General features: G+C 63.1%; 21 protein-coding genes. 11 read left to right on the forward strand and 10 right to left on the reverse strand.

Features of this window, described 5'->3' with window-relative positions; translation table 11 throughout:
* Genes IB234_RS16545 through IB234_RS16570 form a run of 6 tightly spaced genes read right to left on the reverse strand, consistent with a single transcriptional unit; the run spans position 1 to position 8650 of the window.
* Positions 1-273, reverse strand: a complete 273-nt coding sequence (locus IB234_RS16545) for a DUF2934 domain-containing protein (protein WP_192319844.1) — start codon at positions 271-273, stop codon at positions 1-3.
* Positions 260-3073, reverse strand: a complete 2814-nt coding sequence (locus IB234_RS16550; protein ID WP_192319846.1) for a malto-oligosyltrehalose synthase — start codon at positions 3071-3073, stop codon at positions 260-262. The genes IB234_RS16545 and IB234_RS16550 overlap by 14 nt, the downstream gene beginning before the upstream one ends.
* A complete protein-coding gene (malQ, locus tag IB234_RS16555; RefSeq protein WP_192319848.1) occupies positions 3066-5126 on the reverse strand; it encodes a 4-alpha-glucanotransferase in 2061 nt (686 codons plus the stop codon). The genes IB234_RS16550 and malQ overlap by 8 nt, the downstream gene beginning before the upstream one ends.
* Complete coding sequence (gene treZ, locus IB234_RS16560) at positions 5123-6877, reverse strand: malto-oligosyltrehalose trehalohydrolase (protein ID WP_192319850.1); 1755 nt, start codon at positions 6875-6877, stop codon at positions 5123-5125. Before treZ ends, malQ begins: the two co-directional genes overlap by 4 nt.
* Positions 6877-8376 (reverse strand): glycogen synthase GlgA, encoded by a 1500-nt coding sequence (gene glgA, locus IB234_RS16565; RefSeq protein ID WP_225580633.1) that lies wholly within the window; start codon positions 8374-8376, stop codon positions 6877-6879. The genes treZ and glgA overlap by 1 nt, the downstream gene beginning before the upstream one ends.
* Before the next feature lie 10 nt (positions 8377-8386).
* Positions 8387-8650, reverse strand: coding sequence for a hypothetical protein (locus tag IB234_RS16570; protein WP_192320094.1), 264 nt, complete (start codon positions 8648-8650; stop codon positions 8387-8389).
* 31 nt (positions 8651-8681) lie between these two features.
* Here IB234_RS16570 and IB234_RS16575 point away from each other — a divergent pair, with 31 nt between their 5' ends.
* Positions 8682-9170, forward strand: coding sequence for a CinA family protein (locus IB234_RS16575; protein ID WP_192319854.1), 489 nt, complete (start codon positions 8682-8684; stop codon positions 9168-9170).
* 10 nt (positions 9171-9180) lie between these two features.
* On the opposite strand, the gene IB234_RS16580 is transcribed toward IB234_RS16575, so the two are convergent.
* The 3 genes from IB234_RS16580 to IB234_RS16590 are packed head-to-tail and all read right to left on the reverse strand — an operon-like array spanning position 9181 to position 11174.
* Positions 9181-10305 (reverse strand): mechanosensitive ion channel family protein, encoded by a 1125-nt coding sequence (locus IB234_RS16580; RefSeq protein ID WP_192319856.1) that lies wholly within the window; start codon positions 10303-10305, stop codon positions 9181-9183.
* Between the two features lie 8 nt (positions 10306-10313).
* Complete coding sequence (locus IB234_RS16585; RefSeq protein ID WP_192319858.1) at positions 10314-10646, reverse strand: hypothetical protein; 333 nt, start codon at positions 10644-10646, stop codon at positions 10314-10316.
* Positions 10647-10649: 3 nt separating this feature from the next.
* Positions 10650-11174, reverse strand: a complete 525-nt coding sequence (locus IB234_RS16590) for a DUF4142 domain-containing protein (RefSeq protein ID WP_192319860.1) — start codon at positions 11172-11174, stop codon at positions 10650-10652.
* 145 nt (positions 11175-11319) lie between these two features.
* Here IB234_RS16590 and IB234_RS16595 point away from each other — a divergent pair, with 145 nt between their 5' ends.
* Complete coding sequence (locus IB234_RS16595; protein ID WP_192319862.1) at positions 11320-11790, forward strand: hemerythrin domain-containing protein; 471 nt, start codon at positions 11320-11322, stop codon at positions 11788-11790.
* Between the two features lie 78 nt (positions 11791-11868).
* Here the strand turns inward: IB234_RS16595 and IB234_RS16600 are convergent, their stop codons facing one another.
* Complete coding sequence (locus IB234_RS16600) at positions 11869-13029, reverse strand: carboxylate-amine ligase (RefSeq protein WP_192319864.1); 1161 nt, start codon at positions 13027-13029, stop codon at positions 11869-11871.
* Positions 13030-13133: 104 nt separating this feature from the next.
* Between IB234_RS16600 and IB234_RS16605 the strand changes: the two genes are divergently transcribed.
* The 9 genes from IB234_RS16605 to nudC all read left to right on the forward strand — a co-directional run bounded on the left by IB234_RS16605 (position 13134) and on the right by nudC (position 24677).
* Complete coding sequence (locus IB234_RS16605; protein ID WP_192319866.1) at positions 13134-14498, forward strand: iron-containing redox enzyme family protein; 1365 nt, start codon at positions 13134-13136, stop codon at positions 14496-14498.
* A gap of 1 nt (position 14499) precedes the next feature.
* Positions 14500-15456: a methyltransferase gene (locus tag IB234_RS16610; protein WP_192319868.1), complete on the forward strand. Its 957-nt coding sequence runs from the start codon at positions 14500-14502 to the stop codon at positions 15454-15456.
* A 66-nt stretch (positions 15457-15522) separates the two neighbouring features.
* Positions 15523-16437: a UTP--glucose-1-phosphate uridylyltransferase GalU gene (galU, locus tag IB234_RS16615; RefSeq protein WP_192319870.1), complete on the forward strand. Its 915-nt coding sequence runs from the start codon at positions 15523-15525 to the stop codon at positions 16435-16437.
* 152 nt (positions 16438-16589) lie between these two features.
* The gene (gene dnaQ / locus IB234_RS16620; RefSeq protein ID WP_192319873.1) at positions 16590-17354 is read left to right on the forward strand and encodes a DNA polymerase III subunit epsilon; all 765 of its coding nucleotides are present in this window, start codon (positions 16590-16592) and stop codon (positions 17352-17354) included.
* A 127-nt stretch (positions 17355-17481) separates the two neighbouring features.
* Positions 17482-19734: an Orn/Lys/Arg decarboxylase N-terminal domain-containing protein gene (locus IB234_RS16625; RefSeq protein WP_192319875.1), complete on the forward strand. Its 2253-nt coding sequence runs from the start codon at positions 17482-17484 to the stop codon at positions 19732-19734.
* A gap of 59 nt (positions 19735-19793) precedes the next feature.
* Positions 19794-21146 carry an amino acid permease gene (locus IB234_RS16630; protein WP_192319877.1) on the forward strand — a complete coding sequence of 451 codons (1353 nt, stop codon included), beginning with the start codon at positions 19794-19796 and terminating at the stop codon, positions 21144-21146.
* 195 nt (positions 21147-21341) lie between these two features.
* On the forward strand, positions 21342-22154 hold the full coding sequence (locus IB234_RS16635; RefSeq protein ID WP_192319879.1) for a crotonase/enoyl-CoA hydratase family protein: 813 nt from the start codon (positions 21342-21344) through the stop codon (positions 22152-22154).
* A gap of 16 nt (positions 22155-22170) precedes the next feature.
* Entirely contained in the window at positions 22171-23844 is a 1674-nt protein-coding gene (locus tag IB234_RS16640) for a ferrous iron transporter B (protein ID WP_192319881.1), read from the forward strand.
* On the forward strand, positions 23844-24677 hold the full coding sequence (nudC, locus tag IB234_RS16645) for an NAD(+) diphosphatase (RefSeq protein ID WP_192319884.1): 834 nt from the start codon (positions 23844-23846) through the stop codon (positions 24675-24677). Before IB234_RS16640 ends, nudC begins: the two co-directional genes overlap by 1 nt.
* Position 24678 lies beyond the last annotated feature (1 nt).

Here is a 24678-nt window from a genome sequence, read left to right on the forward strand (position 1 = left end):
TCAGGCCTTGCTGCGTGGAGTGCGGGGCTTCTTCAGCAATGCAGGCTTCGTTGCCGCCTGCTCCACTTGCGCCTCCGCCTCAGCCAGCGTCACGGCCTTGGGCTTGCTGATGCGCCGTGGCTTGGGCGTGGTTGGCAACTGCTGGCCCACCGCCTCGGCCTCGGCCAGTTTGCGAGCCATTTCCCAGTGGCGGTCTTCCTGGCCTGCAGGTTTACCCTCGGACTCCCAGATCTGGTAGGCGAATTCGCGGACGCGTTGTTCATCGATGCTCATGGCAATTCTCCTGAGGATGGGGTTTGAGGCAGAGCAAATTGACCGGGAACTGGGCCAGTACCTCGGTCAGCGGCAGGTATCCGCGATTCATCGGGTGCTGTGGCGGCAGGATGCCGGTCAACCCGAGATCGGCAAGCTCGGGTGGCAATACCACTCGGGTATCGCCCCAGCGCTCGGCGGGCACATGGGGGCTGGCGCTATCGCCGAGCAGCTCTGCCACCAGGCGTGGCACCACGACGATCAGATGGGTGTCGCCAAGGCTGCGGGCGAAGGCCAGCACATGCTCGGCATGCTCGCCCTCTACCTTCAAGGCGCGGTAATCGCTGCCCGAGAATAAGTGGTGACGGGCGCGCCTGATCGCCAGCACGCTGGAGACCAGCCATTGTTTGATACGACCGTCGCGCCAGCTCTCCAGCAGCTCGCCGGGGTCGGCCAGGCCGTCCAGCGACGCCACCCGCGCAGAGAAATCCACCGGCTGACGGTTGTCCGGGTCGACCAGACTGAAGTCCCAGTACTCGCAACCCTGAAAGAGATCCGGTACACCCGGCGTGCTCAGGCGCAGCAGCGTCTGGGCAAGGCTGTTCAGCGCACCGGCAGGAGCGATGGACTCGACGGCCGCTACCAACTCCCGGCGCATCTCGAGGCCTTCCGGGGTGGTCAGCAAGCGTTCGAGAAAGGTATGACAGGCCCGCTCGTGCGCCTCGTTCGGCGCGCTCCAACTACTGCTGAGCTTGGCTTCTCGCAAGGCCTTGCGCTGCCAGGTCAGGAGCCGCTCCAGGTAGGCGCGCAACTCCCTCTCGTCATCTGCTCCCAGGCTCAGCGGCCAGCTGCCGAGCAGCACCTGGTAGAGGATCAGCTCCTCGCCCGCGCTGGGTACCGCCTCAGGCAGGTCGGCACGCAATCGCTCGGCCAGGTCTCGCCACTGGCGGACCTTTCCGGCGTACCAGTGGGCACGCTCGCTGAGTACAGCCAGGCGTGCGCGGCTGTCCTCACCACGCTTGTGGTCATGGGTCGCGGTGGCCAACAGATTGCTCGGCAGGTACTGGCAGCGCGCGATACAGCTGGCGTGGAAGTGCTCCGGTGGCTGGCTGAAATGCTCGGTGTCGAAGCCTACGTCGTAGCGCGAGAGCAGCACACCGGAGCGGTAGCAGGCGGTGTCTTCCACCGCCTTGGCGGCTACCGGCGAAGTAAGCTGCTGAAAGCGGCTCAACACCCGCGCGCGCAATTTGCGAGGTCGCCCTGGCGGCAAGTCGTGTAGAGGTTGGCCGCCCAACCAGCGGTCGAGGTGCTCGAGCAACGGCCAGTCCGCTTCGGCCAGGGTCAGGCGGGCACCGTCGAGAGCCTGGCGGAACACCTGCCGATCCTGTTCGGAGCGGCCACAGGCATTGGCATAGGTGCGATACACCTGAAAATGCACGATCAGTTCAAGTAGAGCGCGGCGGATCGATGCCAGGGTCAGATCACGGCTAGCGATGTCGTTGCGTGCCACCTGCAGCAGGCCTTGTGCCACTTCTTCCAGATCGCCCGTCAGCGAAGTGGTCAGCACAAGGCGTCGTGCTTCGAGTATCTCTTCCTCGAAGACCGCGGGCCTTCCGCTCAGCTCATGCCACAACTCGCGCAGCGGCTGCTCGCCGCGTGGATCATGCTGCAGCAGCGAGACCTGATTCATGAAGGCATAGCCGGTACAGCCGGTAATGTTCCAGTCGTGCGGCAATCGCTCGGCGTGACCGAGGATCTTCTCCACGTAGATCGGAAAGTCCTGGTCGAGCAGCGGCTGCTGACGCCGGGCCAGCAGCCGCTCGACACGGCGACGCAGGCGCCGGCAATAGGCGCGCGGGTTGGCCAGTCCATCCACATGGTCGATGCGCAGGCCGTCCACCAGCCCCTGCTCGATCAGCTGGAAGATCTTGCCGTGGGTGAGCTCGAACACCTCCGGGCGCTCCACCCGCAGGCCGCCCAGTTCGTTGATGTCGAAGAAGCGCCGCCAGTTGATATCGTCAGCCGCAGTGCGCCAGCTCGCCACCCGGTAGTGCTGGCGTTCAAGCAGTCGGTGCAGGCGCTGTAACCCCTCTTCCGAGTCACATCGATAACGGGCGAGGGCGCGGGGTATGGCATCACCGCCGACCTCCGGGCGGCCCAGCTCGGCCAGTTCAGCGCGCAGAATCTTGGCTCGTTCCCATGCATCGGCGGTGCCGCGCAGGGCATCGAAGCGCCTGGCCAGATCCGTCAGTGCTGCGTTACCGGCTCCGCGCAGGATCTCGCCGTAGCTGGGCGGGGTAATCGGCAGACGATGCTCGAAGTGTTGAGCATAGAACGTGCCGTTCTCCAGGTCGTAGTGCAGGGGAATGTCGCCACTGGCCAGGACCTCGCCATAGTCGGTGCGCAGGAAGGGCACCAGGAGCTGGCCGGCCAGCAGGGGGTCGTGGGAGTTCCACTGGATGTCGAAGAACTTGGCGAAGGGGCTTTCCTGTCCCCATTCCAGCAGGTCCAGCCACCAGGGGTTGGCATCGCCGCCGACCGCCATGTGGTTGGGCACGATGTCGAGAATCAGGCCCATGTCACGGCTGTGCAGCGCTTCTACCAGGCGGATCAGGCCGGGTTCGCCACCGAGCTCGGGGTTGATCCGGGTAGGGTCCACCACGTCGTAGCCATGCGTAGAGCCGGGCCGAGCCACCAGCAGCGGCGAGGCATATACATGGCTGATACCCAGCCGTGAGAAGTAGGGCACCAGTGGCACGGCGTCATGCAGGGTGAAGCCCTGGTGGAACTGCAGGCGCAGGGTCGCGCGCAAGTCACTCATCATCGGCCTCCCGGCGAGCATCAGCCAAGCGTGTCAGACGCAGGAGGGTGGCCTCGGTTTCCAGCAGCTCACGCACCGGCAGAACGTAGCGACGGCGCCAGTTGGGATGATCATTTCCTGGGCCGGGAAGGTTGGGTTGCTGGTCGTCGCCGACGGCATCTTCCAGCGGCAGCAGCACCAGGGGGGCAGGCGTAGCGCCGATATACTCGATGCCGGCCTGCAGGGCGGCGTCGGCGTCCTCTCGCGGGCCTTGCAGCTTGCCGTGTTCGCTCAATGCGTCTAGTAGTGCCGCGCGCTCGCGCTGCCGCCCGGCACGATCATCGGCCTCATATTCCGGGCGGGTATGACCCGCGCGCAGGCGCCAGTCGATGTCGTTGCCGGCCAACCAGCCCTTGATACTCGGCAAGTCATGGGTGGTGGTGGTGGCCAGGGCGTCGCCCGGCCAGTGCTGCGGGGCGACGAAGCGCCCGTCATGCTGCTCGAACAGCAGCACGCGCATGCCGAGGATGTTGCGCCGTGCCAGCTCCTCGCGCAGGCCTTCCGGCACGGTGCCGAGGTCCTCGCCAATAACCAGCGCGCGGTTGCGGTGGGACTCCAGCGTCAGCAGGCGCAGCAGGTCGGTCAGCGGATACTTCAGATAGGCACCGTCCTGCGGCTCGCCACCCTGAGGGATCACCCAAAGTCGCTGCAGACCCATCACATGGTCGATACGGATACCACCGGCATGGGCCAGGTTGGCTCGCAGCATCTCGATGAAAGCGCGAAAGCCATGGCGCCTCAGCCCTTCGGGAGAGAAGGCGGACACTCCCCAGTTCTGTCCGGAGCGATTGAGGATGTCAGGCGGCGCACCGACAGTGACCTCCTGCAGCAACTCGTCCTGGCGAGTCCAGGCCTGGCTGCCGGCGCAATCTGCACCGACCGCCAGGTCGGCGATCAGGCCTATGCCCATGCCCGCGCCAGTCGCCACGGTTTGCGCGCTTTCCAGGCTGCGTGCAATCAACCACTGGCCGAACGCATGCAGGCCAACCTCATTGGCATAGTCCGTGGCGAATCGGATCACAGCCTGGTTGCGTGGATTGCGCAGCGATTCCGGCCAGTTCCGCCAGTCGCCGGATTCGCCGATACGCAGCATATGGCCGTGTAGGGCCTCGAACCGGCAATGCTGGAGCAGGGCGTCGCCACCTTCGTCACAGAAGTTGGTGAAGTCGCCAAGCAGACTGCCATCGCTTTCGCGGAAGTCTCGGTAGAGCTGGGCCAGCAACCGATGACGCGCTTCGCTCACGGCAGGCCAGTCGATCAGATCGTTCTTTTCCAGTCGGGCCATTTCCTCCTGCAGGCCGCAGGTGGCAATCGCGCGTTTGACCGCATCGCTGCCCAGCAGATTGCTCGGTACGGCGTGCAACACATTGAAGAACAACCGGCTGGACGGCGAATACGGGCTGTAGTGGTCGCGAGACGCGGAGAACATCGCATGCACTGGGCTGATGGCCAGTGCGTCCGCCCCTAGATTGGCGGCATGACGGGCGAGGTCCTCCAGCGCGCGGGTATCGCCCAGGCCACCATCGCCAGTGCGGCGCAGCGAGTACAGCTGGGTGGTGAGGCCCCAGGCGCGACGGGTACCGCACAGTTCCTCGACGCTGCGACAGGCAGGCGGCGCCACGGCCAGTGTCAGGCGCCGATCGTCTATCTCCAGTTGGTGATAGCCAGGCAGGTCGAGACCAGGCAGCCGGGATTCCCCGTCCAGTCGGCCAGACAGTGTTTCGCCATCCTCACGGATCAGCTTGTAGGCAGCATCCGGGCGATGGCCTTGCAGATGTATGGATTCATTCAGTTCCAGATTCAACAACGGGGCGGTGGCGACAGCACCGTTGTTGCTTTGCAGCTCGGCCAGGCTGCCCTGGACCTGCTGCGTGCTCTGTGCCGGATAACCAAGGGCTTCTAGCAGGCGCCGCTGCGCCTCGGGGCTGACCCGCTGAGGGCGGCCATTGGCATCCGTCCAATTGATGCTGATACCGACGGCACCAGCCAGTTCGGCAAGCAGGGCGTCACTCATGGGGCAATCTCCAGAACGGCCTGGGCGCTGTGTGACGGCAGCACGCCCTGGCGATAGTCCTCTTCGCTTACCCGGTGGGCGCATAACAGATCGCCTGCCGGGGAGCGGGCGCCGGTGGCGACCACCTCGGAACCAAGATTGATGTCGATGCGCAGCAGTCGGCCGTCGCCCAGGCGCCAGCCGGCGGAGAGCGCGCCAGGTGCCAGCGCTTCTGCGCCGAGGGAGCGACTCCCGGGCAGTGCCGGTACCAGTTCACGCTGACGCAGACGCAGCAGTGTGCGGTAAAACGTCAGCCAGGCACGTTGCTGCGGCTGATGGGCAGGCTCAAGGTCCGGCTGCGAGCTGGCGAAGGTTTCCACGGCATTGGGGTCGGGAATGCACGTCAGTTGCTGCGCATCGGCAAAGCGCGAGAACTCGGCAAACTCGTTGCGCCGGCCTTCGCGTACCGCGTCCGCCAGTTCGCCATGGTGATCGGTGAAGAACAGGAACGGCTGGCGAGAGCCCCATTCCTCTCCCATGAATAGCAGGGGCACCATTGGGCAGAGTAGAAGCAGCAGGGTGGCTGCCTTCAGCGCATCCTCGTTTGCCATCGCAGCCAGCCGCTCACCGAAGGCTCGATTACCCACCTGATCGTGGTTCTGCAGGAACAGCACGAACGACAGTGGCGACAAATGCTCGCTAGGCTCGCCCCGGGCCTGCCCACGCCGGTCGGTCTGCCCCTGGAAGACGAAGCCTTGGGAGAGGCAGGTTGCCAGCTTCGCGGTGGCATCCTCGGCGAAGTCGGCATAGTAGCCTTCACTCTCGCCGGTCAGCAGGACATGCAGGGCGTTGTGGCCATCATCGTTCCACTGCGCCTCATAGCCTTGTTGCAACAGGCTGGCGCGGTTGTCTTCGTTCTCAAGCACCAGGTGCACATGGCGGCCGGGCTCCACGGCAGCGCGGACCCGCTCGGCGAGTTCGATCAGGAACGCGTCGTCACCGATGGCGTGCACGGCGTCCAGGCGCAGGCCGTCGACCCGATAGTCGAGTAGCCACATCAAGGCGTTCTCGCAGAAGAAATCGCGCACCTGCGGGCGGCGGAAGTCGATGGCCGCGCCCCAGGGTGTATGGCGATCCTCGCGAAAGAAATCGGCGGCGTACTGGCCCAGATAGTTACCGTCCGGCCCGAAGTGGTTGTAGACCACGTCGATGAACACCATCAGGCCCATGCCGTGCGCGCTGTCGATCAGGTGTTTGAGCTGTTCTGGCGTGCCGTAGCTGCCATCCGGGGCGAACGGAAGGACGCCGTCGTACCCCCAGTTGCGCCTGCCGGGAAACTCCCCCAGCGGCATCAGCTCCAGGGCCGTTACCCCCAGTTGCACCAGGTGCGGCAGCATTGCCTCGATACCCGTGAAGCCGCCGAGCAGGCCGGCATGCACCTCGTAGATCACCGTTTCGTGCCAGGGCCTTCCTTGCCATGCACTGTGGCGCCATTCGTAGGCATCATGGTCGACCACCCGGCTGAAGCCGTGAACGTCGCCGAATTGGCGACGCGACGCCGGATCGGGCACACGAACCCGACCATCGATGACGAAGCGGTAGCTGGTGTCGGACGGGCAATCCAGATCCAGGTTGAACCAGCCATCTCCGGTCGCCTGCAGTGAATGCACTGACTCATCCTGCAGCTCTAGGGCCACCTCGCGACAGTTCGGAGCCCACAGGGCGAAACGGCTGCGATGCTGGTCCAGGCGCCGGGCACCGTGGCGGTACATCAAAGAGGTTCCGCGGTGATCACGTGTTCACCACCGATCAGCTGCTGGTACAGCTCGTCGTAAGGCGCCACCGACTCTTGCCAGCACAGCGGGGCGTTCATTGCCTTGCAGCGCATGGCCGAGAGCAGCTCCGGGCGATGGAAGACGCTGAACGCGCGCTGTACCGCCTCCTGATAGCTCTCCTTTGTCGGCTCTTGAAACAGGAAGCCGGTAACGCCATCCTCGATGGTGTCTGCCAGACCACCGGTACGTCGGGCGATTGGCAGCGAGCCGAAACGCTGGGCGTACATCTGGCTCAATCCACAGGGTTCGAATCGCGAAGGCATGAGCAGGAAGTCGCTGCCGGCGAAGATGCGCCGGGCGTCGGTCTCATTGAAGCCGACGTGTACACCGATGCGTCCCGGATGTTTTTTTCCCAGCTCGGCCATGGCAGCCTCGAGGTCGGGTTCACCGCGGCCGATCACCACCAGACGCCCACCCTGGGCGACGATCTCTTCTGCCACGCAGAGGGTCAGATCGATACCTTTCTGTTGAACCAGGCGAGACACCACTCCGAATAGGGGGCCGTCGTCCGCCTCAAGGCCGAAGGTCTGTTCCACGTATTCGCGGTTGACTTGTTTGCCATGCCACTCATGGGCACAGAATCCTTCCACCAGATGAGGATCGCTGCGGGGTTCCCAGCTCTCGTCGATGCCATTGATGATGCCGCTGAGCTGTCCTGTGGCGACTTTGGTGCGCAACATGCCGTCCAGCCCGCAACCGAAGTCTGGAGTTGTGATTTCCTGGGCGTAGGTGTGGCTCACAGTGGTGATATGGCTGGCATATGCAATACCCGCCTTGAGGAACGACAGTTTTCCGTAGAACTCCATAGCCTCGCTGCTGCAGGCCTGCGGAGGGATGCCGAGTTCGGCGCAGCTCTGCACATCACACAGGCCCTGATAGGCGAGGTTGTGGATGGTCAGCACGGTCGGTGTGCTCATCTTGCGCCAGGCCATGTAGGCGGGAGCCATGGCGGCCGGCCAGTCGTTGGCATGCACGAGTTCCGGGCACCAACGGATGCAGGCGGTGCCACTGGCGATCTCCGCTGCGGCCAGGCCAAGGCTGGCGAAGCGGATGTGGTTGTCCGGCCAGTCGCGCCCTTGGCTGTCGCCGTAGGGCGTGCCATCGCGTTCGAACAGGTCCGGATTGATCAGGACGTAGACGATCAGCCCATCGGGCAGATCCATACGGCCGATCTTGCAGGGTGGCAGTGCGGCCAGCCCTGGTACTTCGCCGACGATGCGGATTTGCTGACCGCTTTCCAGGACCTGCCGGTACCCGGGAATCAGAAGACGCATGTCATGGCGACTGGCCATTGCTCGAGGCAAAGCGGCGGACACGTCACCCAGTCCACCTACCTTGATCAGGTCGGCGAACTCCGAGGAGACGAAGAGAATCCGTTTCTTCTGCTCACGCAGACTCTCGACGTGCAGTTGCGGCTGTACGGGAGTGTTAACCATGTCCTGTGCGTCAATTCGAGCGGTCACCGCAGCGTTTCCCATGTCGTTCTCCGCAAATATCAATCAGGTCGAGTCCTGCCGCCGGGGCAGTCACGCGAAGCGATACCGCCAAGTCGGCTCGACCTTGCCCGACCGGCGGTGTCTGCTGAGTAACCGACAACCCCATACCCTTTTGCTGACTGGAGCGCGCCGGGGAAAGTTTCGACTTTTTTCCCGTTTCACCGAGTTCGGCAAACTTGAACTTTGCGATGCACGCGGCCTTCCGATAGGGCATGGGAAAACCCTTTCACAGAGAGGTCGCGCAGATGCAGAGCGTCGAACAAGTGGTGCATTTCCTGGAGAAATACCACCTGACCCTGAGTACCGCTGAATCCTGCACTGGCGGGCTCATGGCGTCGCTGCTGGCAGAGGTCTCGGGCAGCGGCTCGGTACTGGACAGTGGCTTCGTGGTCTACTCGCCCGAAGCCAAGCAGCTGTGCCTCGGCGTGAACGAGGCGACCATCGATCGCTTCGGTCTCACCAGCGAAGAGGTGGCGCGGGAGATGGCCGTCGGCGCGTTGAAGATGGGGCATGCCGACATTGCCCTGGCCAATACCGGACTGGCGGAAGCGGAAGGGCCCATGGACGGCGTGCAGTGCTTCGCCTGTGCGATGCGGGTCAACGACCACGAAGGAGTGGTCAGCGAGACCCTCAAGTTCGAAGGGGAGCGCAATGAGGTACGGTATGCGGCGGCCCGCTATGCGCTGTTGCAACTACCTTATTACTACGAACGCCTGCGGGGCCTGTCTCAGTAAAGGCCAGCCTTCAGACCGGTGGTTGTCGCTCGGCTTCGACCACTTGGCCTGGCTCCTGTGACTCGACAAGGTCGATACCCGAGGCGCTGCCGACCGACGCGCGAAGCTGCGGGAGGCAGCCGGGGAAGTTGGCGCAGATGAAGTTCACCAGGTTCTCGCGGATGTAGCAGCGCAGGTCCCAGTTGCGCGAAGAGTCCGCCGAGCTGACCAGCACCCGCAGCTGTATCGCCTTCTCGCCGGCCTCCACCAGCTGCAGCACGCTGACGCGGCCATCCCACAGGTGCATCGCCTCCGCGCACAGCCGGGCCAACTCTTGGCGGAGCGGCTCCAGCGGGGTGGAGTAGTCGACCCAGAACGTGACCGCGCCGGTGAGCGAAGAGGTACTGCGTGTCCAGTTCTGGAACGGATTCTCGATGAACCACTGTAGCGGCACGACCAACCGCCGATCATCCCAGACGCGCACTACCACGTAGCTGCCGGTGATTTCCTCGATGCGCCCCCATTCATTTTCGACGATCACCACATCATCCAGGCGGATGGGTTGGGTCAGAGCGATCTGCAGACCCGCAATCAGGTTGCCCAGTACCGGCTTGGCGGCGAAGCCCACGGCAAGACCGGCGAGGCCGGCCGAGGCCAGCAGGCTGGTACCGAACTGGCGAGCCGCGGGGAAAGTCATCAGCATGGTGGAGATGCCAAAGATCACCACGAAAACGCCGACGATTCTTACCAGCACGCGAGTCTGAGTCTGGATGCGGCGAGCATGCAGGTTGTCCACCACATCGACCGGATGGTGGGCAACGATCACCCGTTGCACCGCATCAGCCGCACGCAGGCCGAGCCAGGTAAAGGCGGCGATCATTGCCAGCAGTACCAGGCGCCGAGCTCCATCGATCATGAACAGGTCGTCGGGAGCCGAACTCAGCACCACCTGCACGCCGCACAACGGCAATAGCAGGCGTACCGGCGCTCTAGCTCGTTGCAGAATCTCCCGTGCCGTTGGTATCGCACGCGCGATGCGTTGCAGCAGGCGCAATAGCCAACCGGAAATCAATTCCAGCAGCAGCGCTACCACCAGCGCCACGGCGAGGGTCCGTAGTTCCGGCCAGGGCAGGAGATTGAGCCACTCTGTATCCATCGATCCGCTCAATAGGCCGAATGGTCAAGCAGGCGGCCGAAAGCTCTATTGGCCGGCAGCAGCAGGATGCCGATGGTCAGCCAGAGCAGCAGATAGGGCAGCAGCTGCCAGCTGTCTACATCCTGCTCCAGCATCACCCACATACCCGTCAGCACCGTCACCAGCACGTAGAGCGCCACGGCTTCTGCACGCCGAAGCAACAACAGGGCTCCGACCGGTAGCAACATCAGGTCGCCGAAGAACTCGCGCAACGGGGCGTCAACACGGATGTCACCCGCTGCCAGCACGAGTCCGGCCAGCAGTAGCGAGGCCCCGAGCAGACGTGCGAGGAGGGCGGCCATGGATCAGTCTGGCAGTTGGGCGTTGATCTGCTCGGCCATCTTCAGGTGCGCCTCGAGCCTGGGCAGCGTTTCCTTGGCGAAGGCCGCGATTTCGGCATCCTCGGCGTTGGTGGCCTTCTGGAACAGCTCGATGGCCTCCTTGTGCGCTACCACCTGATTGTTCATATAGGCCTTGTCAAACGAGTTCTCACCGCGAAGCTGCAGGATCAGCGCCTTGGCCTGATTGAGCAGCTCGGCATCGCTGGCAACCTCCATCTCCTTCTGCTCGGCCAGTGCCTTGAGCTTCTGGTTGGCGGCGGTATGGTCCTCGACCATGGTCTGGGCGAATTCCTTGACGTCTTGCGTAGTGCCTTTTTCCAGCGCCAGCCTGCCGGTTTCTATCTCGGCAATGCCCTTGGCCGATGCCTCTTCAATGAAGTTGCGCGGACTGATCTGTTCCGCCTCCGAAGTGCCTTCGGCATGCAGGTTGGCGCTGAGCAGCGCGGTGGCGGTGAGCATTCCCAGTGAGAGTCTTTTCAGGTAGTGCATACGTAAATCCTCCGGTGAGTCACATGGGGTAGAAGCACCGCCAGCCACCGAAGTTCAGGTAAATCGCACTCGAACTTCGAGGCGAGGCGGGCAGTCATTCCCTAGGTCCGCACTGCGGATACCGTCCATTAGCCTGGAGATGAACATGAACGCCATAGAGCTGTTGAAACAGGACCATGAAGTGGTCAAGCAACTGCTGGAGAAACTGGTCGCCACTACCGAGCGCGGCGTGAAGACCCGCCGCGATCTGGTGCAGAAACTGCACATGGAGCTTGCGGTGCACACCGATCTCGAAGAACAGATTTTCTACCCGGCCTATCAACAGGCCGGTGCTCGGGACGAGGCAGTGATGACCGCCGAAGCGACCGAGGAACACCGCGCCGTGGATTCTCAGGTGCTGCCGGACCTGATCAAGACGGACCCATCCACCACTACCTTCGCCGGCCGGGCCAAGGTGCTCAAGGAGCTACTGGAGCACCACATAGAAGAAGAGGAAAAGGAGATGTTCCCCAAGGCCACCAAGCTACTAGGTGCGAAGAAGCTCAAGGAGCTAGGTCTGCTGATGGAGGAGCGCAAGCGCAGCCTCAAGCAGGCGCTGAGTCGCGAGGCCGCCTAGTCAAACGCGATAGGCCTTCCAGGTGCCATGACAGGCACCTGGAGGGTGTCACCATCGAAGCCGCAAACAGCCTTTTTCCTAGGCCGAGGCCAGATTGCGCTCCACCGCACTGGTTCGCGTCTCCTCGAGAACCAGATCGACAACCCTGGCCAGCGCGGCTAGGTTATCAAGCCCCTCATGCGTTGCGCTCTGATGGCAGGCCAGTTGACGATCCGCACTGCTGCCGTGGCGGAGGATCCGCTCGGCCTGGTCGAATACCTCGCCATCACCATGCACATCGACCCGCTCGCCGATAACGTCGCGCAATTGAGCCAACCAGACGCTGGCGGTCAGCCCCTGGCGAGCGCGCACATCCAGAAACCTGCCGGCGCTGCCCTGGCGTATCGCTCGCCAATAGTTCTCTTCCAGTATCGGGCGCTGAACAGCCAGGGCATCACCACCGTCCACACCACTAGCCCAAGCCACCAGGCCGCGAAACAATCCGGTGATGCACAACACATCCTCCACGCGCGGGCAGGCGTCGGCGATGCGCAACTCCAAGGTGGGAAAGCGGGCCGAGGGACGGATGAACCACCACACGTCACCAGGCTTGCGGATCGAACCCGAGTTCAGCAGCAGGTCGACATAGCGATTCAACGCCGCATCGTCCTCCAGCGGCTCCGGAATGCTCATACGCGGCCACTCCCCACACAGGGTTCGACGGTAGCTGAACATGCCGGTATCCCTACCAGCCCAGAACGGTGATGACGCACTCAGGGCCAGCAGCAGCGGCAACCAGGGCAGTACGCGATTCATGACCCGCACTCGGTCGACCTGCGGCTCCACAGCGACGTGGACATGGAGCCCGGACAGCAGGCTGCGCTGCGCCACGTCGCGATAATCGACGAACAGCTGGCGATAGTGAGGCGAGTCGGTGGCCAGCTGCAGCCGCCAATCGGCGAAAGGATGGGAGGCTGCGCCATACAGACCGAGACCTTGGCCTTCGGCAAGTTCGCTCAGGCCTAGACGCCCCTCGACCAGGCAATCACGGGCATTGGCCAGGTCATCCAGCACTGGCGTGACTAGCTCGATCTGGCTCTGGAACATCTCCTCTGCCAGGCGCTCGCCAAATGCCTGACGGCAGGCTCGTATCAGCCCCTGCGGCGGGCTAGACACGACGTCACGGCTGCAGAGATCGACGAGAAGGAATTCTTCTTCGATGCCGAAGGTAGGGGCGGCGCGCGGAATGATCGTGTGCATTCTCAAGTGACGACCGGCCACGAGGGCAAGTTCAATTCACGGGAATCTTTTGCAAGGGGGCGAAATCCCACTGAATAAGCGGAAAACAATCAGAGAATCGGACCATGAGCACAGCGTCATCTCCTTGTAGTCAGTTGAGCGCGGTGGATTGCCATCCGATCCGCGATACCTATCAGGCCCTGCTGCATTCTCCCCCTGATGCCGTCACGCTGCGGCGTGCCGAGGATTTTCTTGAGACCCAGCTAACGCACGCCGAGCGGCTGGATTGTGACCTGCCCGACGAGCCATATCGACTGCTGGAGTGGATGAGGGCAGGCGCCAAACGCACCACCGAGGCCTATGCCGAATACCTGCGAGAGCGCAAGGGTGGCGAGCCGCGCCGTTACTTCACCGGGCGTGCCCATTCCCTGTATTTCGTTCGCGCCGTGGCGCCAACCAAACTGGTGGATGGCGCCTGGCTGTATGGCGTGCTGCCGCATTGGCACGAGCTGCACCTGAAGCCGCTGATGCAGACCTACATCGAGGAACTCGGAAGTGGTGTAGCGGCGCAGAATCACGTGGTGTTGTACAGAAGGTTGCTGGCCGAGCATGGTTGTGACGACCTCAGCGGCCTGAGCGATGCCCACTACGTGCAGGGCACCCAGCAGTTGGCACTCGGTTATCTGGCCGAACGCTATCTGCCGGAGCTGATCGGCTACAACCTGGGATACGAACAACTGCCGTTGCATTTGCTGATCAGTACCTATGAACTGGGCGAGCTGGGCATCGATCCCTATTACTTCCAGCTGCACGTGACTATCGACAACGCTGCCAGCGGCCACGCCCAGCGTGCAGTGCAGGCGTTGCTGGACAACCTTCCGGTAGTGGGTGATCGCAAGCAGTTCATGCAACGTGTCGGCCGTGGCTATCGCCTGAATGACTTGGGTTTGGGAAGCACCGCAGCGATTGATGAGTTCGACCTGCAGCGCGAGTTGCTGAGCATGTTCGAGCGTAAGCGTCAGGTGGCAGGAAGGGTGCACTCCGACCACTGTCGTATCGATGGGCGCACGGTCAACCAATGGCTTGGCGTGCCGGGGCGCATGCTCGACTTCCTCTCGGCCTTGCAGGCCAAGGGCTGGATTCGTCGGAACCGCGACCCGCGTGACAGCCACTTCTGGCAGCTCATCGATGGTGAGAGGGCAGCAATGTTCGGTGTATTCAACCCTTACGAGCGCCAGCTTCTGCATGACTGGATAGCCGGTGAATGGCTGGCGGAGGAGGGCGCAAACATTCCCCCGCGTACGCAACCGGCGGTGTTGCAAACCGCAGTGGGGGATTTCGCCAGTGAAACCCGGGCGCTGTTGGCCCAACTGGAAGATTTACCCTGTGACGCGCGAACGCAGCGGCTCATCGAGCTGATGTCGCCGTCTCTGCATCACACGCCAGCGGGGCTGCTTGCCACCCGCCTGTTCGCCGCGAGTCACCGCTGACATGACCAAGCTCAATCGCCCCTTGCTCAGGCTCGGCCAGGCGCTGCACGCGAGGGCATACCGCTTCACTACAGTCACGCCGCTGACCCACTCACGGGTCAATGCTCGTGTGGAAAACGCCTGGGCGACGGACCTGGCCGGCGTGTTCGGCTGGAGCAGGCCCTTCAAGCGCGAGACGGTGGGTGAGGAACTGTTCGGCCTGATGGACAGCGCCAATATCTTGCTGGACATACAAGGCGGCTGGCGAAGCGCGGTACGCTGGTCCAGCATCGGCGACGAACTGTATGTGCATTCGTGCTACCCCACGTCCGAGCACGATGCGGTGTTCTTCGGCCCCGATACCTACCGTTTCGCCCAAGCCATCGACCAGCACCTGCGCCGCCAGCCTGCCGAGGAACTGCGCAGGGTCGTCGATATCGGCTGCGGTGCAGGGCCGGGCGCGCTGCTGGCGGCACATGCATGTGGCAATGCAGAGGTGTACGGCTTGGACATCAATCCGACTGCATTGGAGTACACCGAAGTGAACGCGCGTCTCGCCGGCGTGGGCAATCTGCGCGCGCTGCGCAGCGACCTGCTGGACGGGGTTTCCGGCCAGTTCGATCTGATTCTCAGCAACCCTCCCTACATGCTCGACCCGCAGGCGCGTGCCTACCGCCACGGAGGTGGCGAGCTGGGCGCGGAATTCGCAATGAGGCTGATCGACTCGGCGCTACCGCGCCTTATGCCTGGCGGAACACTGCTGCTCTATACCGGTGTCGCCATGGTCGATGGCCGCGACCCTTTGCTCGAGCACTGCAAGACCTACCTGGCCGGCCAGGACTTTGTGTGGGGTTATCGGGAGATGGATCCGGACGTGTTCGCAGAGCAGTTGCTTGAGCAGGGCTACGAGAGGGTCGAGCGCATTGCTGCGGTGGTACTCACCGTGACCAGGCAGGCAGCGGGACACGCGCAGAAATAGCTTGAACCAGAGTGTTGGGCGGCCAGTCAGCTTGTTCATGTTGACACGTCAATTGGGGAGCCCAACATGATCAAGAAATGCCTGTTTCCAGCTGCCGGCTACGGCACCCGCTTCCTTCCGGCTACCAAGTCGATGCCCAAGGAAATGCTCCCGATAGTGGACACACCGCTTATCCAGTATGGGGTCGAAGAGGCATTCGAGGCCGGCCTCAACCAGATTGCCGTGGTCACCGGGCGTGGCAAGCGCTCTCTGGAGGATCACTTCGACATCAGTTACGAGCTGGAAAGGGAAATCAGTAATACCGACAAGGAAACTGCACTACGTGGTATTCGCCGGCTGATCGAGAACTGCACTTTCTCCTACACCCGCCAAGTGGAAATGAAAGGCCTGGGGCATGCGATCCTGACAGGGCGCCCCCTGATCGGCGACGAGGCCTTCGCCGTGGTACTGGCCGACGACCTGTGCCTGAACCCGGGCGGCGACGGCGTGTTGCAGCAGATGGTCAAGCTGTACAACCAGTTCCGCTGTTCGATTGTGGCGATCGAGGAAGTGCCCCGTGAAGAAACCCACAAGTACGGCATCATCTCTGGCGAGGCGATCCGCGACGACATCTTCCGTGTCGATCGCATGGTGGAAAAACCACGTCCGGAGGACGCACCGTCCAATCTGGCGATCATCGGTCGCTACATCCTCACTCCGGACATCTTCAAGCTGATCGAGCAGACGGAGCCAGGCAAAGGCGGCGAGATCCAGATCACCGACGCGCTGATGAAGCAGGCCGAGCAGGGGTGCGTGCTGGCCTACAAGTTCAAGGGCCGTCGCTTCGACTGTGGTGCCGCCGAGGGTTACGTGGAAGCCACCAACTTCTGCTTCGAGCATCGCTACAAGCCGGAGCAGCAGAAACGCCGCCTAAGCAAGGTGGCCCCTGCCGTGGCTGCAGTTGAAGTAGAAGCGCCGGAAGGTACTGCTTCGGTAGCCTGATTATCCCGCCTGAAGCCGCAGGAGTCCCGAAGCTCCTGCGTGCCCCCAGTCTCTCGTCGTGATGCTGGTAAAAGCACTCGCCATCTTGACCCATCGGGGTTCTAATTGTGCCCGGCAATTCGAGGCGTTTTCTGCATGGGGTTCTGCGGCATATGAGTGGGCAAGTTTCCGTTAACCGGATGGTAGTACTGGACACCGAGACCACCGGCATGCCGGTGACCGATGGTCACCGCATTATCGAGATCGGTTGCGTCGAGCTGGAGGGCCGCCGCCTGACCGGCCGCCACTTCCACGTCTACCTCAACCCCGATCGCGAGATCGACGAGGGGGCCATCGCGGTCCACGGCATCACCAACGAGTTCGTCGCCGACAAACAGCGATTCAAGGATGTGGCCGACGAGTTCTTCGAGTTCATTACCGGTGCCCAGCTGATCATCCACAACGCGGCGTTCGACGTTGGCTTCATCAACAACGAATTCGCCATGCTGGGACAGAGCGAGCGCAGCGACGTCGCGGACTACTGCTCGGTCCTCGACACCCTGCTGATGGCTCGCGAGCGCCATCCGGGCCAGCGCAACAACCTCGATGCCCTGTGCAAGCGCTACGGCGTAGACAACTCCGGCCGAGAGCTGCACGGCGCGCTGCTCGACGCTGAGATTCTCGCCGACGTCTACCTTGCGATGACCGGTGGCCAGACCCACCTGTCACTGGCCGGCGAAGGTGGCGACGGTTCGGGCCGGGTTCTGCCGAGCCCGATCCGCCGCCTGGACCCGGGCCGCAACCTGACCCGCGTGCTGCGCGCCAGCGACGAGGAGCTGGCGGCCCATGCTGCGCGCCTGGCGATCATCGAGAAGTCCGCCGGCGGCCCGTCGCTGTGGGCCAAGATGGACGCGCCGGCCGAGGAAACGGCTGGCTGACGGGAACCGGTCGTATGGCCAATGCGACCTTTTCTTACAGCCTTCCGCACTGGGGGTTCCGCCCGTTGGGGCGAACTTCTACCCTGAGGGGATAGGTGCCCGAGAGCACCATCCTCAGGAACCTCCAATGTATAAAGACCTGAACTTCCCCATTCTCATCGTTCACCGCGACATAAAGGCCGACACCGTCGCCGGCGAACGCATCCGCGCCATTGCCGAAGAGCTGAGCAAGGACGGCTTCACCATTCTCACCACCGCCAGTTCGGCCGAGGGTCGCATCGTTGCCTCCACCCACCATGGCCTGGCTTGCATCCTGGTGGCCGCGGAAGGCGCGGGGGAGAACCAGCGCCTGCTGCAGGACATGGTCGAGCTGATCCGCGTCGCTCGCGTCCGCGCACCGCAGCTGCCCATTTTCGCCCTCGGTGAACAGGTCACCATCGAGAACGCCCCCGCCGAGGCCATGGCCGACCTTAACCACCTGCGTGGCATCCTCTACCTGTACGAGGACACCGTTTCTTTCCTCGCTCGCCAGGTGGCGCGCGCCGCGCACAACTACCTCGACGGCCTGCTGCCGCCATTCTTCAAGGCGCTGGTGCAGCACACCGCGCAGTCCAATTATTCCTGGCACACACCCGGCCACGGCGGGGGTGTGGCCTACCGCAAGAGCCCGGTAGGGAAAGCCTTCCACCAATTCTTTGGCGAGAACACCCTGCGTTCCGACCTCTCCGTGTCGGTACCGGAACTGGGCTCGCTGCTCGATCACACCGGCCCGCTGGCCGAGGCCGAGGCGCGTGCCGCGCGCAACTTCGGCGCCGATCACACCTTCTTCGTGATCAATGGCACCTCGACGGCGAACAAGATCGTCTGGCACTCCATGGTCGGCCGCGACGACCTGGTGCTGGTGGATCGCAACTGCCACAAGTCGATCCTCCACTCGATCATCATGACCGGCGCCATCCCGCTGTACCTGTGCCCGGAGCGTAACGAACTGGGCATCATCGGGCCGATTCCGCTCTCCGAATTCAGCAAGGAGTCGATCCAGGCCAAGATCGACGCCAGCCCCCTCGCCCGCGGGCGCGCGCCCAAGGTCAAGCTGGCGGTGGTGACCAACTCGACCTACGACGGCCTCTGCTACAACGCCGAAATGGTCAAGCAAGCGCTAGGCGACTCGGTGGAAGTGCTGCACTTCGACGAGGCCTGGTACGCCTATGCGGCGTTCCACGAGTTCTACGCCGGGCGCTACGGCATGGGCACCCAGTGCGACGAGCATTCGCCGCTGGTGTTCACCACCCATTCCACCCACAAGCTGCTGGCGGCCTTCAGCCAGGCCTCGATGATCCACGTACAGGACGGCGGTGCACGCCAACTGGACCGTGACCGCTTCAACGAAGCCTTCATGATGCACATCTCCACCTCGCCGCAGTACGGCATCATCGCCTCGCTGGACGTGGCCTCGGCGATGATGGAGGGCCCGGCCGGGCGCTCGCTGATCCAGGAGACTTTCGACGAGGCGCTGAGCTTCCGCCGCGCACTGGCCAACCTGCGCCAGAACCTGGCGACGGATGACTGGTGGTTCAGCATCTGGCAGCCGGAGCAGGCTGGTGGCGAGGACGTGCAGACCGGTGACTGGCTGCTGGCGCCCAATGCCGACTGGCACGGCTTCGGCGAGGTGGCCGAGGACTACGTGCTGCTCGACCCGATCAAGGTCACCCTGGTGATGCCGGGATTGTCCGCCGATGGCAAGTTGGCCGAATCGGGCATTCCGGCAGCGGTGGTCAGCAAGTTCCTCTGGGAACACGGCCTGGTGGTGGAGAAGACCGGCCTGTACTCCTTCCTGGTGCTCTTCTCCATGGGCATCACCAAGGGCAAGTGGAGCACCTTGCTGACCGGCCTGCTGGAGTTCAAGCGTCTGTACGACGCCAACGTGCCGCTGACCGAGGCTCTGCCCTCGATCGCCCGAGAAGGCGGGGCACGCTACGCCGGCATGGGGCTGCGCGATCTCTGCGACCAGCTGCACGGCTGCTACCGCGAGAATGCCACGGCCAAGGCACTCAAACGCATGTACACGGTGCTGCCGCAAGTGACCATCAAGCCGGCCGACGCCTACGACAAGCTGGTGCGTGGCGAGGTCGAAGCGGTGCCAATCGAACAGCTGGAAGGGCGCATCGCCGCGGTAATGCTGGTCCCCTATCCGCCGGGCATCCCCCTGATCATGCCTGGCGAGCGTTTCACCACCGAGACCCGCTCGATCATCGATTATCTGCAGTTCGCTCGCACTTTCGACAGCCAGTTCCCTGGCTTCGACGCCGACGTACATGGCCTGCAGCGGGAGGAAGTGGAGGGGCAGGCCTGCTATACAGTGGATTGCATCAAGGAGTAACGCACGGCCTGTGACGACCCGGAGTGGCGGGCAGGCCGGCCACGCCATCGGGGGGAGTTATGGCTGAGGAAAAGGGCGCGCGGGGCAAGATGGGTTTCTGGACCTGTACCGCCCTGGTGGTCGGTAACATGGTGGGCTCCGGAGTATTTCTCCTGCCTTCCGCCCTGGCCCCCTATGGTGGCCTCAGCCTGATCGGCTGGTTGGTTTCGACCACAGGTGCGGTACTGCTGGCGTTGACCTTCTCGCGACTGGCCCGTCTCAATCCAGCGGCTGGCGGCCCCTATGCCTACACCCGCGATGCCTTTGGCGGCTTCGCAGGTTATCTCTGCGCATGGACCTACTGGAAGGCCGCCTGGATTGGTAACGCCGCTATCGCCGTGACCCTGGTCGGCTACCTGCAGGTATTCCTGCCGGTGCTTCGTGCACCGCTGCCGATGGTGGCGACCGCCATCGGCGCCATCTGGCTGTGCACCCTGATCAATTTGCGCGGCATTACCGCCTTCGGCTACGTGCAGAACGTGCTGACCCTACTCAAACTGGTGCCGCTGCTGCTGGTCGGTGTACTCGGCTGGTTCTACTTCCACCCCGAGTATCTGGCCATTCCCGAGCCCTCCGCATTACCGGTCGGAGGTTATGTGCAGGCGATCGCCACCACGGCGGCGTTGACCCTGTGGTCCTTCATCGGTCTGGAGTCGGCCACCGTGCCGGCGGAGCACGTACGCGATCCGCGTCGTACCATACCGCGCGCCACACTCTTCGGTACACTGGTGGCGGCGACGGTGTACATCCTGTCGATCACCGCGGTGCAGGGTGTGCTGCCGCCGGAGGTACTAGCGAAATCTACTGCGCCCTTTGCCGACGCCGCACGGGTGATGTTGGGGGACTGGGGCTACTACTTCATCGCCGGTGGTGCAGTGATCGCCTGCCTCGGTGCGCTCAATGGCTGGGTACTGTTGCAAGGTCAGATTCCCATGGCCACCGCCCGCGACGGCTTGCTGCCGGAATCCCTGGCCAGGACCAATCGCTATGGCGTGCCGGCCAACGGCCTTCTGATCTCCGGCGTACTGGTCACCTTGTTGGTGTTGGTAGACGGGCAGGGCGACCTGGTCGAGGTATTCAACGTGATCATCCTGCTCGGCACCATGGCCGGCGTGGTGCCTTATGTGTTCTGCGCGGCGGCGCTGCTGCACCTACTGGCCATTCAGCCCGCCGACTTCAGTGACCGAGAAAGAGGGCGGTTGCTCTGGATAGGCTGCTGCACATTCATCTATTCGATGTGGGCACTGTATGGCACCGGCGAGCAGGCGATCTTCTGGGGCTTCCTCGTGCTCATGGTCGGCATTCCTCTCTATACCTGGCGCCAGTGGCGCAACCGGGTGGAGGGAAGGGTGCTGGGTGGCGGCAAGGACTGAGCCAGGCTTGCCAGCCCCCAAAATATCAAGCGCTTATCGTATATAGTCAGAAACCTCTTTAGGTTTGCTAGCGTGGCGTGTATCACAGTCGCCAGCATCGACTTTTGTTTGGCGCTTGTTATAGTTGGCCGATTGATTCCAAAACAACATATTCATGTTGCGCCGCCGTGCGCTTTGCCCTCGAGGATGATCTGCGTGCCTGAATACAAAGCTTTCCGCGTCGAACTCATCGACAAGATCGCCCATGTGCAGATCAATCGCCCTGAGAAGGTCAATGCCATGAATGTCGATTTCTGGGAGGAGATCATTGATATCTTCCGCTGGGTCGACGATACGGACGAAGCCCGCGTGGTGGTTCTGTCCGGTGCCGGCAAGCACTTCTCCTCGGGCATCGATCTCATGCTGCTGGCCCAGGCCGGCAGCGCGCTGGGCAAGGATGTGGGCCGCAATGCCGAAGCGCTGCGCCGCAAGATCCTCCAGCTGCAAGGCTCGTTCAATGCCGTCGACAATTGCCGCAAACCTGTGCTGGCGGCCATTCAGGGCTACTGCCTGGGCGGTGCGATCGATCTGATCTCGGCTTGCGACATGCGCTACTCCACCGCCGATGCTCAGTTCTCCATCAAGGAAATCGACATGGGCATGGCCGCCGATGTCGGCACCCTACAGCGCCTGCCGCGCATCATCGGTGACGGAATGATGCGCGAGTTGGCCTTCACCGGCCGCACCATCGATGGCAACGAGGCGTTGCGTATCAACCTGGTCAATCGCACCTATGCCGATCAGGACGCGCTGCTGGCCGGCGTGTTCGAGATCGCTCGCGAGATCGCCGCGAAGTCGCCAATCGCGATTCGCGGCACCAAACACATGATTCGCTACATGCGCGATCACCGGGTCGACGACGGCCTGGAGTATGTCGCCAACTGGAATGGCGCCATGTTGCAGTCCGCAGACCTCCGCGTGGCCATGGCCGCGCACATGAGCAAGCAGAAACCGGAATTCGCCGACTGAGAGGTTCAGCAGACCTATGGTCACTGGAGCGACATCCCTGAGCCTGGTGCGTGACGAGTTGTTCACCACCATGGAAGAGACCGAGCAGAGCCTCGAACATTTTATCGCCGAACGGAACAACGGCAGCCTGCTACAGCAGGCAGTAGAAAACCTGCAGCAGGTTCGTGGCACGCTCAACCTGATCGAACTGGCCGGTGCGGAATTGCTGGCCCAGGAAGTCCTGCAACAGGCCACAGACATCCCTACCGGGGCGGGTGAGGAGCGCGATGGACAACTGTCGGCCCTGAGCAATGCCCTTCATGTACTGCGCCGCTATCTTGAAAACGTCGACGCCCATCGTCAGGAGATGCCGGAGCTATTGTTACCGGCCATCAACGATCTGCGCCAGGCAGGCTCCCAGCCGCCACTACCGGAAAGCTTCTTCTTCAGCGTAAGGCTTGACCAGCCTCGTCCTGCGGGAGTTCCAGGCGCACCGGTCAGCGCCAGTGACGCACGTCGGCTTCGCCACATGTTCCAGGTTGGCCTGCTGGGCTTCATTCGCGAGGATAATCCCCAAGCCGGGCTCAAGCTCATGCTGCGCGCGTTGGCACGTCTCGACAGCCTGTTCATCGACAAGCCGGCAGGCCGCCTCTACTGGATTGGCGCTGCCGCGGTAGAGTCACAACTGGATGGCCAGTTGCTCCCGCGCAAATCGCGCAAGCAGCTGTTCTCTCGCCTGGACCGTGAGATCAGGCAGGCGCTGGGTGCGAATGGCAGCTACGAAGCTCCGCGTAGCCTCCTCAAAGAACTGCTCTATCTGGTCGCCCTGGCGAACAGCACTGGCCCTCAGGCCGGCGTGGTACGCGAAGTATTCGGCCTGACACCGTTGCCATTCACCGATCATTTGCTGGACGAGGAATACCAACGTCTGTCCGGACCCGGCCAGGGCGTGATGCGCTCGCTGTCCACCGCGATCAGAGAGGAGCTGGCCAGCGTCAAGGATCTGCTGGACCTGATCGAGCGCGGCACCGCCCAACCGGAAAGCTACGGCAGCCTCCACGCCTTGCTGGGCAAACTCTCCAAGACACTGGGTATGGTTGGTCTCAGCTCCGCTTCCAATGCCTTCCAGCTGCAACTGTCGCAGGTCGCCGCCTGGAGTGCGGAGAGCCCGGCGACCAGCGGCGAGCTGCACAAACTGGCCGAGGCGGTTCTCTACGTTGAAAGCATGGTTGCCAGCCTGGAGCGCGGCGAGCAGCGCACTCAGCGCCCAACTGCCGTGCAACCGGGTGATGAAGGCGAGGCATTCGCCGCCCATCAGCTGGCTGAAGCACGCATCGTGGTGGTCGATGAAGCTCAGGGTGGACTCGCCCTGGCCAAGCGGGCTATCACTTCGTATCTGGAGTCCAATGGCGACAAGCTGCACCTGGCCAATGTGCCGTTCAGCCTGCAAGCCGTACGAGGCGGCCTCTGGTTCCTGGGACAGGAGCGCGCGGCCAGGCTGATCGGCCTGTGCGCCGACTACATCCAGGCGCAGATGATCGACAACCTGCAGATGCCTTCCGAGCAGATGCTGGAGACCCTGGCCGATGCGCTCAGCAGCCTGGAGTACTACCTCGAGGGCGGCGCCGTGCTGCGTCCCGAAACCACGCCGAGCGTGCTCGACCTGGCCGAAGAAAGCGTGCGCGCGCTGGGCATGCCGGTAGCGGCCTGATGGTGACCGGCTGGCAGACCACACCTCCACTGGACAATGCTCAGCCCGGCGGCTGGGCACTGGTCCGGGGTCCGCAAGGCTTCCTCGCCGATACCAATGGCGTGCTGTTCCCCCGAGAGTGGCTCAAGCGCCAGGACCTGCCCTCGATTGCCGAGCATGGTCTCGGTCACTTCGACGGAGAGCCTGTCTGGTTGCTGACGCTGGATCGGCCGGCCGAGATGCCGGGTTGCTCCTGGCAGGGGCTGCGCCAGTTCATGCTGCAGTCCGACTACCCGACCTTCCGCATGCTCTCGTTCGCCGAACAGGTCGGCAACTGGGATCTCAATCATCGCTTCTGTGGCCGCTGTGGCAGCCGCAATCGCCAGGTACCGAACGAACGCTGCATGCGCTGCCCCGAATGTGGACTGGACAGTTATGCGCGCATCTCACCAAGCATGATCGTACTGGTCACACGGGGTGACGATGTGCTGCTGGCTAGATCGCCGCGCTTCGTTCCCGGCGTCTACAGCACCCTGGCCGGTTTCGTCGAGCCCGGTGAGTCGGCGGAAGAGTGCGTGGCTCGCGAGGTGCGCGAGGAAGTCGGTATCGAGGTCGGCACGCCGCAGTACCTGGGCAGCCAGAGCTGGCCGTTCCCGCATTCGCTGATGCTCGGCTTCCACGTCGAATACGTCAGCGGCGAGATAGTGCCGCAGGCCGACGAGATCGAGGACGCACGCTGGTTCCCCATCGACCGGCTACCTCCGCTGCCGATGTCTCGCTCCATCGCTCGTTATCTGATCGACCTTCATGTAGCCCGCCGCCTGGGGCAACCTGAGCCGCAGCTGCTTCGCTGAG

Origin of the sequence: Pseudomonas sp. PDM16 (assembly GCF_014851865.1) — a bacterium.
Classification (GTDB): domain Bacteria; phylum Pseudomonadota; class Gammaproteobacteria; order Pseudomonadales; family Pseudomonadaceae; genus Aquipseudomonas.

What these genes read in the sequence shown, in the direction of transcription:
- IB234_RS16545 (WP_192319844.1), bottom strand. Translation starts at nt 273, where the DNA reads ATGAGCATCGATGAACAACGCGTCCGCGAATTCGCCTACCAGATCTGG.
- IB234_RS16550 (WP_192319846.1), bottom strand. Translation starts at nt 3,073, where the DNA reads ATGAGTGACTTGCGCGCGACCCTGCGCCTGCAGTTCCACCAGGGCTTC.
- malQ (WP_192319848.1), bottom strand. Translation starts at nt 5,126, where the DNA reads ATGAGTGACGCCCTGCTTGCCGAACTGGCTGGTGCCGTCGGTATCAGC.
- treZ (WP_192319850.1), bottom strand. Translation starts at nt 6,877, where the DNA reads ATGTACCGCCACGGTGCCCGGCGCCTGGACCAGCATCGCAGCCGTTTC.
- glgA (WP_225580633.1), bottom strand. Translation starts at nt 8,376, where the DNA reads ATGGTTAACACTCCCGTACAGCCGCAACTGCACGTCGAGAGTCTGCGT.
- IB234_RS16570 (WP_192320094.1), bottom strand. Translation starts at nt 8,650, where the DNA reads ATGCCCTATCGGAAGGCCGCGTGCATCGCAAAGTTCAAGTTTGCCGAA.
- IB234_RS16575 (WP_192319854.1), top strand. Translation starts at nt 8,682, where the DNA reads ATGCAGAGCGTCGAACAAGTGGTGCATTTCCTGGAGAAATACCACCTG.
- IB234_RS16580 (WP_192319856.1), bottom strand. Translation starts at nt 10,305, where the DNA reads ATGGATACAGAGTGGCTCAATCTCCTGCCCTGGCCGGAACTACGGACC.
- IB234_RS16585 (WP_192319858.1), bottom strand. Translation starts at nt 10,646, where the DNA reads ATGGCCGCCCTCCTCGCACGTCTGCTCGGGGCCTCGCTACTGCTGGCC.
- IB234_RS16590 (WP_192319860.1), bottom strand. Translation starts at nt 11,174, where the DNA reads ATGCACTACCTGAAAAGACTCTCACTGGGAATGCTCACCGCCACCGCG.
- IB234_RS16595 (WP_192319862.1), top strand. Translation starts at nt 11,320, where the DNA reads ATGAACGCCATAGAGCTGTTGAAACAGGACCATGAAGTGGTCAAGCAA.
- IB234_RS16600 (WP_192319864.1), bottom strand. Translation starts at nt 13,029, where the DNA reads ATGCACACGATCATTCCGCGCGCCGCCCCTACCTTCGGCATCGAAGAA.
- IB234_RS16605 (WP_192319866.1), top strand. Translation starts at nt 13,134, where the DNA reads ATGAGCACAGCGTCATCTCCTTGTAGTCAGTTGAGCGCGGTGGATTGC.
- IB234_RS16610 (WP_192319868.1), top strand. Translation starts at nt 14,500, where the DNA reads ATGACCAAGCTCAATCGCCCCTTGCTCAGGCTCGGCCAGGCGCTGCAC.
- galU (WP_192319870.1), top strand. Translation starts at nt 15,523, where the DNA reads ATGATCAAGAAATGCCTGTTTCCAGCTGCCGGCTACGGCACCCGCTTC.
- dnaQ (WP_192319873.1), top strand. Translation starts at nt 16,590, where the DNA reads ATGAGTGGGCAAGTTTCCGTTAACCGGATGGTAGTACTGGACACCGAG.
- IB234_RS16625 (WP_192319875.1), top strand. Translation starts at nt 17,482, where the DNA reads ATGTATAAAGACCTGAACTTCCCCATTCTCATCGTTCACCGCGACATA.
- IB234_RS16630 (WP_192319877.1), top strand. Translation starts at nt 19,794, where the DNA reads ATGGCTGAGGAAAAGGGCGCGCGGGGCAAGATGGGTTTCTGGACCTGT.
- IB234_RS16640 (WP_192319881.1), top strand. Translation starts at nt 22,171, where the DNA reads ATGGTCACTGGAGCGACATCCCTGAGCCTGGTGCGTGACGAGTTGTTC.
- nudC (WP_192319884.1), top strand. Translation starts at nt 23,844, where the DNA reads ATGGTGACCGGCTGGCAGACCACACCTCCACTGGACAATGCTCAGCCC.